The sequence below is a fragment of the Erwinia sp. MYb416 genome, assembly GCF_037479575.1.
Taxonomy (GTDB): domain Bacteria; phylum Pseudomonadota; class Gammaproteobacteria; order Enterobacterales; family Enterobacteriaceae; genus Erwinia; species Erwinia rhapontici.
In genome coordinates this window covers 472-827 of record NZ_JBBGYT010000133.1, presented here as the reverse complement: position 1 = coordinate 827, position 356 = coordinate 472, and the positions used below count along the sequence as shown (strand labels likewise).

The 356-nt window shown below is 55.6% G+C and carries 1 pseudogene; it reads right to left on the bottom strand.

The window, feature by feature from the left end:
- Positions 1-356 (bottom strand): annotated as a pseudogene (locus WH277_RS01265) (cell division protein FtsK); the annotation flags it as partial.

Here is a 356-nt window from a genome sequence, read left to right as displayed (position 1 = left end):
ACCAAATCGTCCATGGGTGAGAAATCGAAAGCACCGGAGGTATCAAGCGTAAAGGTTGGGCTTTGGACTGGCGTTTCGGCAGCATAACGTTGCTGCTGCTGCTCAGCGAACTGGCGCGCCAGCGCCGCTTGTTCCAGCGCTTCTTCATCGTCAGCAGCAAACTCTTCACCGTAACGCTGCTGTTCCCGTGCCAGGAACGCTTCACGAAGCTGTGCCTGTTCCGCAGCATCCTGCTCGTCAGGCGGGATACTCTGCCAGGCATCAACTTCAGCAACCTCTGGCTGCTGTAACTCCTGCTCTTTGGCTTTTTCTTCCGCCATTCGCTGCGAAGGCAGCTTAATACCATACGAAGCCAA